The sequence below is a fragment of the Microbacterium sp. SCN 69-37 genome, from assembly GCF_001724435.1.
GTDB lineage: Bacteria > Actinomycetota > Actinomycetes > Actinomycetales > Microbacteriaceae > Microbacterium > Microbacterium laevaniformans.
This window is the reverse complement of the sequence record NZ_MEEL01000028.1, coordinates 84,513-94,030: the sequence shown is the minus strand read 5'-3', so window position 1 is coordinate 94,030 and position 9,518 is coordinate 84,513. Positions and strand designations below refer to the sequence as shown.

Sequence of the window (9,518 nt, the reverse complement as noted above, 5' to 3'; positions counted from 1 at the left end):
GTACGGGTCGTCGAGCTCGATCTCCTTGGCGATCGAGACACCGTCGTTCGTGATCGTGGGGGCGCCCCACTTCTTCTCGAGCACGACGTTGCGACCGCGCGGGCCCAGGGTCACCTTGACGGCGTCGGCCAGGATGTTCAGGCCACGCTCGAGGCCACGGCGGGCCTCCTCGTCGAAAGCGATGATCTTTGCCATAAGTGTGTCGTCCCTCCCGGACGTGAGGATGAGTCTTTAGCACTCGCGATGATTGAGTGCTAACTCATTCTGGCACTCTGGCATGACGAGTGCAAGCCGCGCCGAGCGGGCGCGACGGGAGGGCCGAACGACGTCAGGCGACGACGCGGACCGACTCGGCCTGCGGGCCCTTCTGACCGGCGCCGACGGTGAACTCGACCGTCTGCCCCTCCTCCAGGACACGGAATCCCGACATGTCGATGTTGGAGTAGTGGACGAACACGTCCTGGCCGTCGGTCACGGTGATGAAGCCGAAACCCTTCTCGGCGTTGAACCACTTGACGGTACCTTGGGCCATGCGAATCTCCTGATGCTGCGGTGGGACGTCGCAATGCTAACCAGCGTGAGAGCGGCGAAATCGCCGTTCCGGCAAGTGTTGACACAGGCGCATCGAACTGTTCACACGCGCGAAACACGCTCCCCGCTGATACCCGCAGGGCGGGGTGGTCAGCCGGCCGGAGTGGCCCCGGCATCCGTGCGATCGGCACCGATCACGACCACGAGGAGCTTGGCGCCGTCGCCGCTCGCGAGGCCCTTGTACGCATCGCTGAGTGTCACGGCCGCCCCGCCGATCACCTGTGCGAGCCCCCGCGCCGCACCTTCTTCGGCGGGGTCGGAGTAGAAGACCGTCGTGGTCGGAAAGTCCTTGGAGCTGGCGTCGCCGGCCGTGACGCTGTCGGGCGACCAGCCGGCCCCGACGATGGTCTGCGCGAGGGAGCCGGCCAGACCAGACTGTGTCGTCGCGTTGAGAACGGTGACCGGGTACGACGTGTCGACGACCGGCTCGGCGGTCGAGATGGTCGTCGGCGTGGCGCTCGGGGTGGGAAAGAGGGTGACGCGCCCGGTGGCGATCAGCGTGCCGAAGATGCCCAGCGCGACCAGCACGACGATCGCGATGACCGACCACAGCACCACGATTCCTCCCCGCAGGCGCGGATTCTCGGCGCGATGCGCACCGATGCGTCCCCCCTCGAGGGCGAGATCATCGAAGCGGTCCTTCTGCGGGGGCGTACTCGGCACCCCAGAATGCTACCGGCCTGTTCCGGTGCGGATGGCGGGAACGGCCGCGCGTCCCGCACGCTCGCTCTCGCGCGCATCGCGGAGCCGACGGAGGCGGTGCACCAGCATGGCGTCGTGCGCCGCGGCATCCGGTTGGTCGATGATGCGAGCCAGCAGCTGGTAGTACCGGGCGGGCGCCAGGGCGAGCTCGGCACGGATGGCCTCCTCCTTGACGGCGTCGTGCACGGTCCACCGCGACTCGAAGTCGAGGAGGAGGCGATCACGCTCGGAGATGGGCACCTGCTCACGTTAACCCCGCGCAGCGCGCTCGCCGGGACGCCACTCCAGCCATCGCCCGAGTGGGTCGGCGTGGGCGAGGACGACGCCGTCGCGCGCGAGTGCGAAGCCCTCAGCGGGAGCGTTCGATGCGATCCGCCCGCCGCGCCATCCCTCGTGCAGCGAGGGCGCGTCGAGCGTGATCCACCGTCCCACGACGGATACCTGCTCGATCAGCTCGTGTCGCGCATGCCATCCGAGATGGGCCAGGACACCCGGCGTCTGAACGACGAGTGTCGTCTCCCGCGGCGCCGCCGTGACCGCGCGGGCGAGCTGGTCGACGCCGTCTCCCGCGAACATGAAGGGCGGGTCCGCCGCCGCGATGCGCAGGGCGGAACGCACCCGATCCGCGCGTCCGGTCTCGCCCGGCCAGACGAGAGCCGTCAGCCATGATTCGGTGGCCGGGTCGGTCGGATCCAGTGGCGCGAGATCGATGCCCGCCCGCCAGACGATCTCCGGATGCCGCAACGGGGGCACGTGCTGACCGCGCAGCTCGCTCTCGAGCACGACGGCCGACACCCCGTCGAGCGGATCGTGCGCGATCTCCCCCGCGACGCCGCGATAGCGGTAGGAGTATCGGTCGGGGTAGAGACACAGTCCCGCGCTCGCTCCGACCTCCAGCAGCGCGATCGGCCCGTCGATGCCGGCCAACGCGGGCAGCAGAGCGGCGCACCGCAGGGGTTCGTTCGTCTGCAGAGACCGCGCCGCGCACTCCGTGATCAGTCTGTCGCTGTGGGCGAGCACCCACTCCCGCCACTCGGGGTACCCACTCTCGCCGGATCCGAGCATCCGCGCGACGGCGAAGACGAGGGGCGGCTGACGATGCGAAGGCGAGATCCTTTCCAGCACCTCCTGCACCGCGGCATCCGCGGCGACTCCGACGGCCCACTCGCCGTACAGCGCGGAACGACCGGGAGCCTCGTCGCGGGCGAACCGGGCGTAACGCGCCGACACCGATTCTGGGAGCGAACTCATGGGTGACATTCTCGCGGGCTGAGCCGACCGCGGCCCGCGTCGGGTTGAATGGTGGGTGGAGTAAGGAGCCAGACATGACCTACCGCGTGACCAAGACCGACGACGAGTGGCGTTCGGAGCTCACCGCCGACCAGTACGCGGTGCTCCGCGAGGCGGGCACCGAGCGCGCCTGGACCGGCGAGCTGCTCGACGAGAGCCGCGCCGGCCTCTACACGTGCGCCGCCTGCGGCGCCGAACTGTTCCAGAGTGGAACGAAGTTCGACTCGCATTGCGGGTGGCCGAGCTTCTACGAGTCTGTGCGCCCCGAGGCCGTCGAGCTCATCGAAGATCGCAGCCACGGGATGGTCCGCACCGAGGTGCGGTGCGCGAACTGCGGCTCGCATCTCGGACACGTCTTCCCCGACGGGTTCGGCACCCCCACGGGCGACCGGTACTGCATGAACTCGCTGTCGCTGTCGTTCACCCCGGCCCCGGAGGCGGATGCGTCGTGATCGAGACGGTCACGGACTACCCGGCCCTGGCGGCGGTGCGAAACCGTCGCTCATGGTCGAAGGTGACGGATGCCGCGCCCACCCGCGCCGAGCTTCTCACCCTGATCGCGGCGGCGGGGCGGGTCGCCGACCACTCGTCCCTGCGACCGTGGCGCGTCATCGAGCTGCGTGGCGAGGACCGGGCGACGCTCGGGGCGGCGATCGCGAAGGCCGAGGGCGACGACAAGCCGTCGACGAAGCCGTTGCGCGCGCCACTGCTGCTCGCCGTGGTCGCCAGCTACCGCAAGAGCGAGAAGGTTCCCCGCTGGGAGCAGGAGGCGGTCGCCTCGGGTGTCGCCCACACGCTCAGCCTTCTGCTGGATGAGGCGGGATGGGGTGTCATCTGGCGCACCGGTCATTACACGCGGGCGAAGGCGGTGGCCAAGGCGCACGGACTCGCGAAGGACGAGGAGCTGCTCGGCTGGCTGTACATCGGCGGCAAGCCCACCGGTGCGCGACCCGGTCGCCGCAAGAGCGTCGATCCCCGTGCGCATCTCAGTCGAATGCCGGCCCCCGCCAAGGGCGCCGACAAGGACGGCGGGGCGACGAAGACCGGCGCGAAGAAAGACAAGAAGAAGAGCTGACACTCCCGTCGTCCGCTCAGGTTCGTCGTCGCCGCCAGGGGGCGAGGGCGACGATGACCGAGCTCGCCGCGACAGCGACCATCAACAGTTCGGTTCCCCAGCCGGGACCGGCATCCGCGGGCCAGAACGCATCCAGCGTGAACGCGGTGGCGAGCTGGCCGACCACGACGCCGAGGCCGAGCAGCAGCACCCCGGTGTGCGCGACGAGCGCCGCCGACAGGAAGATGTAGATCACGCCGACCACGCCGCCGAGGTAGAGCCACGCCTCGGTCGGCAGCGCCGGCGGCACACCGACGAACGCGACGTGGACGATGGCCGCGATGGCGAGGACCACCGTTCCCCCCAGAAAATTGACGAGGGTCGCGGTCAACGGCGTCCCGACGCGCTGGCGCAGCCGCCCGTTTGTCGCCTGCTGCCACGCGATGCCGACGCCCGCCAGAAAGGGCAGCACCAGCATCCACACCGGCACGCGCTCCACCACGCCGCCCTGCAACGAGATACCGACGGCGATGAGGGCCAGCGCGCCGCCCGCGACACGCGGCATGGTGACCGCGACGACGCCGGCCGGGCCGTACCCGATGCGGTCGAGCACCAGGCCGTTCAGTGTCTGCCCGGCCACAACCCCGACGGTGAACAGGGATACGCCGATCACAGCGACGGCGAGGCCCTGGGTCGCGACGGTGAGCGCTCCGGCCAGCCCGCCTCCCAGCATCCACCACGGGATCGTGCGTGCGCGGACGCCGCTGACCAGCGCGCCGAAGCCTCGGCGGCCCGCCGGCAGCAGCGCCGACAACACGGCCAGCACGAGCAGCCCCGACCCGAAGGAAATGACCGCCGCGACGAATCCGTCGCCGATGCGCAGACCGAGTTGCCCGTTGATGCGGGCTTGGAGCGCCGTCAGCACCCCCACCAGCACGGCACCGCCAAGAGCCACACCGGCGGGAAGCCGGGGCGTCGCCGGTGCGGTCACGACTCCTCAGCCTAGCCGTGCGCGTGGGAGAGGAGCCGATCGGTCAGTCGTAGCCCAGAATGCAGATCGCTTCGGTGACGGTGTCGGGTTCGGTACGCGGCTCGTGCTCGTCCACGGAACTCAATCTAGAGGTGCGGGCCGGCGGATGCCGAGCGCATCGCCGTGGATAACGCGCTGGAGACGCGATGGACACAGCGGACTCGCTACGATCACCGCATGGCCTTTCGCGACCTCCCCGCCCCCGAGCGCCGACTCGTCATCTGGCAGTTCGTCGGCGTCGGCACTCTGATGATCGGCGTGGGCGTTCTCGTCTGGGCAGCCGTCGCCTACTATCAGTCGGTCAGCCTCGGCTGAACGGAGGTCGCGACGGCGGGCATTGCATGAAAGCGGTGCCGGCTACAGGACTTGAACCTGCAACCCCCGTATTACAAGTACGGTGCGCTACCAATTGCGCCAAGCCGGCGAGGCGATTGCCAGTCTATCCGGGCCGGGGCCCGACTTACGGCGCGGCCGTCGGCTTCACGGTGGGCGTGGGCGTCGCGGTCTGCGACTTGTAGTACGCCCCGCTCGCGCTCGTGAGCACGAACTGCGAGAACTCCGCGGCATCCGTCATGTCGCCCACGTACTGCTGGCCGTTCACGACGACCATCGGCGTCCCCGTCAGGGTGAGCCCGTTCGTCCCGGGGATGCCGCTGATCGCGCGCTCGGTGGCACCCTTCACCCACGACGAGTACGACTCGGTCTCGATGCAGTCGCGAAGGCGCTTCGGATCGTCAGAGCCGTTCGCCTGGGCGATGTCGGCGAGTTCCTTGTCGGAGAAGCCGTCGGAGTCGACAGCCGGCTGACGGGTGAGGAGGTCGTTGTTGAAGCTGAAGAACTTCGACGGATCGAGAGTCGCGACACAAGCGGCTGCGCTCGCCGCGCGCAACGAGTACTTCGTTCCGTTCGACTTGGCGGTGAGCATCGAGACCGGGTGGTAGGTCAGGGTTGCCGCCCCGTCCGACACCCACGACGCCAGCTGCTTCGCGTTGGCGAGCTGCCACTGTCGCGCCGCCGGCGAGAGGTAATCGACGTAGACGTGGATGTCGACGACGGATGCCGAGGTGGACGGCGAGGGTGTCGCCTGCGGCTCGGCCGCAGCCGTGGGCGCCGAGCTCGCACCGTCGATCGGCGTTCCCGGCGAGACCGAAGACACCGACGTCACCCGGAAGCCGTCGGCGGTGGCGTCGGCCGGCTGCAGCTGCGGCCGGTCGCTGTTGGAGCGCACCGCCCACGACACCGCGACCGCGACCGCGACGACGGCGGCAGCGGCGACGACGGCGAGCGCCGAGCGGCGCAGCACGCGTGCCCGCGACTGCTTCGCGTGGACGAGCTGCGCCTTCTCGCGCACCGCATCGCGGCGGCCAGCAGGCGTGGGCTCGTTCGGGGCGGCGTCGTGGGACATGGGACCTTCTGTGGGAGGCAGCTCGAGGGCACATCGCGGTGCATCCCGGTCGTCACGATTCGGATCGGGTCCAGCGTCGCGGACGGAGCAGGGCGATGTGTCGATGCTAGCCAGCGAGCCTGTGAAATGCCCAGACGAGGCCTCTTCCTCGCGGAGGAGAACGTGCGATACTGAGAACGCGTCCATCGCGGGACGTGCGGGCCAAGCCCCCGCTCATTCCATCACTACGGATCGTCCGGCACGTACCTGCCGGTGAAGGAGAAGAAAACATGGCGTCCGTCACCTTTGACAACGCAACCCGTCTGTACCCGGGCGGCACCCGCCCGGCCGTCGACAAGCTCAACCTCGAGGTCGGTGACGGCGAGTTCCTCGTCCTCGTCGGCCCGTCCGGTTGTGGAAAGTCGACGTCGCTGCGCATGCTGGCCGGCCTCGAAGAGGTCAACTCCGGCCGCATCCTGATCGGCGATCGCGATGTCACCGACATCCCGCCGAAGGACCGCGACATCGCGATGGTGTTCCAGAACTACGCGCTGTACCCGCACATGACGGTCGCCGAGAACATGGGCTTCGCGCTGAAGATCGCTGGCGTCGGCAAGGAAGAGCGCGCCCAGCGCGTGCTCGAGGCGGCGAAGCTCCTCGACCTCGAGGACTACCTGACCCGCAAGCCGAAGGCCCTCTCGGGCGGTCAGCGTCAGCGTGTCGCGATGGGCCGCGCGATCGTGCGCAAGCCCCAGGTGTTCCTCATGGACGAGCCCCTGTCGAACCTCGACGCAAAGCTGCGCGTCCAGACGCGCACCCAGATCGCGTCGCTGCAGCGCAACCTCGGCGTCACCACCGTCTACGTGACCCACGACCAGACCGAGGCTCTGACCATGGGCGACCGCATCGCGGTGCTCAAGGACGGTCTGCTCCAGCAGGTCGGCACGCCGCGTGACCTGTACGAGAAGCCGAACAACGTCTTCGTCGCCGGGTTCATCGGCTCGCCCGCGATGAACCTGTTCCAGGTCGACCTTGCGAGCGCCGGCGGCATCCAGTTCGGCACCGCCGTCGTCGACGCCGACATCGACCGTCCCACCAGCGCGACGCAGGTCACCGCCGGCGTCCGCCCCGAGGACATCATCGTGAACCCGGCCGACGGCCAGGGCCTGTCGGTGACCGTCGACCTCGTCGAGGAGCTCGGCGCGGACGGCTACCTCTACGGCCACACCGAGATCGCCGGCAAGCGCACCGACATCGTCGCGCGCGTCGACGGCCGCAACCACCCGAACGCCGGCGAGACGGTCGTCCTCGCCCCCGTGCCGCACCACGTGCACGCGTTCGACATCGAGTCGGGCGAGCGCCTCACCAAGAAGGCGATCGCGTCGGCCTGATCCGACCAGACGCGGCGCGGGGGCCCGGTTCCACGGACCGGACCCCCGCGCCGCGGCGTATCCCCCACGAAAGCGAAGACCCGCGTGGCCCACTCCCTCACGATCACCGCGAGCAGTGTCGACGCCGGCTTGCTGGCGCTGCCCTGGTCCACCCCGCTGGACGAGTGGGGCAAGGACACGATCGTCTCGCTTCCGAAGGGCCTGTCACGCCACCTCGTCCGCTTCGCGGATCTGTCGGGCCGCGTGGTCGCCGTCAAAGAGACGACCGGCGAGATGGCCCGCCGCGAGTACGACATGCTGGGCTCCCTCGGCCGCCTCGACGTGCCGTGCGTGGAACGGGTCGCGGTGATCGACGGTCGTCGCACACCCAAGGGCGACCCGCTGCCGGCCGCGCTCGTGACGGCGCATCTGAAGTTCTCGCTCCCCTACCGCGCCCTGTTCACACAGGTGCTGCGACCCGACACCGCCGGCCGGCTCGTCGACGCCCTCGCCGCGCTGCTCGTGCGCCTGCATACCGTTGGCTTCTTCTGGGGTGACGTGTCGCTGTCGAACACGCTCTTCCGACGGGATGCGGGGGCCTTCGCCGCCTACCTGGTCGACGCCGAGACCGGCGAGCTGCACGAGAGCGGCCTGACGCGCGGACAGCGCGAGCACGACCTCGACGTCGCCCGCACGAACATCGCCGGCGAGATCATGGACCTCGAAGCCGGCGGCCGTCTCGAAGGAGGGGTGGATGCCGTCGCCATCGCCGACGGCATCATGTCGTCGTACCGCTCGCTCTGGGCGGCGCTGACCGACAAGGAGACCTTCGCCGCCGGTGAGGCCTGGCACATCACCGAGCGGGTCAAACGCCTGAACGATCTCGGCTTCGACATCGGCGAGATGTCGATCCGCACCACGCCGGACGGCACCACGGTGTCGATTCAGCCCAAGGTCGTCGACGCCGGCCACCACCAGCGGCGCCTTCTGCGTCTGACGGGACTGGACGTCGAGGAGAACCAGGCCCGGCGCCTGCTCAACGACATGGACGCGTTCCGTGCCCGCGTCTCACGACTCGGCTCCGACGAGGAGATGGTGGCGCACGAGTGGCTCACCCGCGTGTTCGAACCGGTCGTGAAGGCGATCCCCTGGGATCTGCGCGCCAAACTCGAACCCGCCGAGGTGTTCCACCAGGTCCTCGAACACCGCTGGTACATGTCGCAAGCGCGAGGACAGTCGGTGCCGATCGCCGAGGTCGTCTCGTCCTACATCGATGACGTGCTGCGTCACCGCCGGGACGAGGCCACGGTGATGGGTCCACCCACCGAGACGATGGCGATTCCGGTGATCACCTCGGCGATCTCGACGATCGACGACGACGACGAAGACGAGGACGTCGACTGGCGCGACCTGGTCTGACCCCGACGAGAGAGCGCGTCAGTACCCGACGGTGAAGCGCCGGCGCGAGTGCTGCGGGTTCTCGATCTCGTCGAGCACCGCCACCGCGAGATCGGCGCCGGAGATGTAGGAGTGCCCCTCGGCATCCGTGACGATGACATCGCCACCGACCCGGTAGGTGCCCGTCCGCTCGCCCGGGTTGAAGCTGCCGAAGCCGCTGGCGGGGTGGACGAAGAACCAGTCGCGACCGGTCTGTTCGGCCTGAAGGTCCTCCAGAACACCGATCATCTCCAGCGCCTCGGCCTTGAAGGCGTCGGGGAAGTCGACGTCGACGACGCGGGGGCCCTCGGGAGCGACGAGGCTCCCGCCGGCGCCGCCGATGACGCCCAGCCGCACGCTCTCGGGCAGCACGGTGTTCAGCGCCTCCAGGTTGGGCCGGACGAGGCCCTCCATCGCACCGCGCGGTGCGACGGCGCTGATGACCACGTCCGCACCCTCCAGCTGCGTCACCAGCCCGGGGATGTCCAGCAGCGTCCCCTCGACGTAGGTCGCACCGGGCACGCGGTCTGCGGCCACCGACCGCGACACCGACAGCACGGTGTGCCCGCGGTCCACAGCCTCGGAGACGATGTGGCGACCGGCGAAGCCGGTGCCTCCCAGAACGGCGATGATGGCCATCTCAGTGCTTCCTTTCGGATC

General features: G+C 69.3%; 13 protein-coding genes and 1 tRNA gene. 5 read left to right on the top strand and 9 right to left on the bottom strand.

Going from position 1 to position 9,518, the window contains the following annotated elements:
* From ABS64_RS08410 to ABS64_RS08390, 5 genes are all read right to left on the bottom strand, one after another.
* Positions 1-195: TCP-1/cpn60 chaperonin family protein (locus ABS64_RS08410; RefSeq protein WP_292682712.1), on the bottom strand; the 195-nt coding region annotated here is incomplete at its 3' end.
* Positions 196-328: 133 nt separating this feature from the next.
* On the bottom strand, positions 329-532 hold the full coding sequence (locus tag ABS64_RS08405; protein WP_005051075.1) for a cold-shock protein: 204 nt from the start codon (positions 530-532) through the stop codon (positions 329-331).
* 149 nt (positions 533-681) lie between these two features.
* Positions 682-1,254, bottom strand: coding sequence for a LytR C-terminal domain-containing protein (locus tag ABS64_RS08400; protein WP_121189368.1), 573 nt, complete (start codon positions 1,252-1,254; stop codon positions 682-684).
* Between the two features lie 9 nt (positions 1,255-1,263).
* Complete coding sequence (locus ABS64_RS08395; RefSeq protein WP_292682703.1) at positions 1,264-1,533, bottom strand: DUF3263 domain-containing protein; 270 nt, start codon at positions 1,531-1,533, stop codon at positions 1,264-1,266.
* Positions 1,534-1,542: 9 nt separating this feature from the next.
* Complete coding sequence (locus tag ABS64_RS08390) at positions 1,543-2,544, bottom strand: DUF2332 domain-containing protein (protein ID WP_292682700.1); 1,002 nt, start codon at positions 2,542-2,544, stop codon at positions 1,543-1,545.
* A gap of 74 nt (positions 2,545-2,618) precedes the next feature.
* Between ABS64_RS08390 and msrB the strand changes: the two genes are divergently transcribed.
* Positions 2,619-3,035, top strand: coding sequence for a peptide-methionine (R)-S-oxide reductase MsrB (gene msrB, locus ABS64_RS08385; protein ID WP_005051085.1), 417 nt, complete (start codon positions 2,619-2,621; stop codon positions 3,033-3,035).
* On the top strand, positions 3,032-3,658 hold the full coding sequence (locus ABS64_RS08380; RefSeq protein ID WP_292682697.1) for a nitroreductase family protein: 627 nt from the start codon (positions 3,032-3,034) through the stop codon (positions 3,656-3,658). The genes msrB and ABS64_RS08380 overlap by 4 nt, the downstream gene beginning before the upstream one ends.
* Before the next feature lie 16 nt (positions 3,659-3,674).
* Here the strand turns inward: ABS64_RS08380 and ABS64_RS08375 are convergent, their stop codons facing one another.
* A complete protein-coding gene (locus ABS64_RS08375; protein ID WP_292682694.1) occupies positions 3,675-4,628 on the bottom strand; it encodes a DMT family transporter in 954 nt (317 codons plus the stop codon).
* A 216-nt stretch (positions 4,629-4,844) separates the two neighbouring features.
* Here ABS64_RS08375 and ABS64_RS08370 point away from each other — a divergent pair, with 216 nt between their 5' ends.
* Positions 4,845-4,982 carry a hypothetical protein gene (locus tag ABS64_RS08370; RefSeq protein WP_198013032.1) on the top strand — a complete coding sequence of 46 codons (138 nt, stop codon included), beginning with the start codon at positions 4,845-4,847 and terminating at the stop codon, positions 4,980-4,982.
* 36 nt (positions 4,983-5,018) lie between these two features.
* On the opposite strand, the gene ABS64_RS08365 is transcribed toward ABS64_RS08370, so the two are convergent.
* A tRNA-Thr gene (locus ABS64_RS08365) sits at positions 5,019-5,091 on the bottom strand.
* A gap of 36 nt (positions 5,092-5,127) precedes the next feature.
* A complete protein-coding gene (locus ABS64_RS08360; protein ID WP_292682688.1) occupies positions 5,128-6,072 on the bottom strand; it encodes a thioredoxin domain-containing protein in 945 nt (314 codons plus the stop codon).
* 269 nt (positions 6,073-6,341) lie between these two features.
* Between ABS64_RS08360 and ugpC the strand changes: the two genes are divergently transcribed.
* Complete coding sequence (gene ugpC / locus ABS64_RS08355; RefSeq protein ID WP_005051102.1) at positions 6,342-7,442, top strand: sn-glycerol-3-phosphate ABC transporter ATP-binding protein UgpC; 1,101 nt, start codon at positions 6,342-6,344, stop codon at positions 7,440-7,442.
* Between the two features lie 84 nt (positions 7,443-7,526).
* On the top strand, positions 7,527-8,840 hold the full coding sequence (locus tag ABS64_RS08350; protein WP_292682682.1) for a DUF4032 domain-containing protein: 1,314 nt from the start codon (positions 7,527-7,529) through the stop codon (positions 8,838-8,840).
* Positions 8,841-8,858: 18 nt separating this feature from the next.
* On the opposite strand, the gene ABS64_RS08345 is transcribed toward ABS64_RS08350, so the two are convergent.
* The gene (locus ABS64_RS08345; protein ID WP_292682679.1) at positions 8,859-9,497 is read right to left on the bottom strand and encodes an NAD(P)H-binding protein; all 639 of its coding nucleotides are present in this window, start codon (positions 9,495-9,497) and stop codon (positions 8,859-8,861) included.
* Between the last annotated feature and the right edge of the window lie 21 nt (positions 9,498-9,518).

Excerpts from the sequence above, each read along its gene's own strand:
- ABS64_RS08405 (WP_005051075.1), bottom strand. The coding sequence starts at position 532 with ATGGCCCAAGGTACCGTCAAGTGGTTCAACGCCGAGAAGGGTTTCGGC.
- ABS64_RS08390 (WP_292682700.1), bottom strand. The coding sequence starts at position 2,544 with ATGAGTTCGCTCCCAGAATCGGTGTCGGCGCGTTACGCCCGGTTCGCC.
- msrB (WP_005051085.1), top strand. The coding sequence starts at position 2,619 with ATGACCTACCGCGTGACCAAGACCGACGACGAGTGGCGTTCGGAGCTC.
- ABS64_RS08370 (WP_198013032.1), top strand. The coding sequence starts at position 4,845 with ATGGCCTTTCGCGACCTCCCCGCCCCCGAGCGCCGACTCGTCATCTGG.
- ABS64_RS08360 (WP_292682688.1), bottom strand. The coding sequence starts at position 6,072 with ATGTCCCACGACGCCGCCCCGAACGAGCCCACGCCTGCTGGCCGCCGC.
- ugpC (WP_005051102.1), top strand. The coding sequence starts at position 6,342 with ATGGCGTCCGTCACCTTTGACAACGCAACCCGTCTGTACCCGGGCGGC.
- ABS64_RS08345 (WP_292682679.1), bottom strand. The coding sequence starts at position 9,497 with ATGGCCATCATCGCCGTTCTGGGAGGCACCGGCTTCGCCGGTCGCCAC.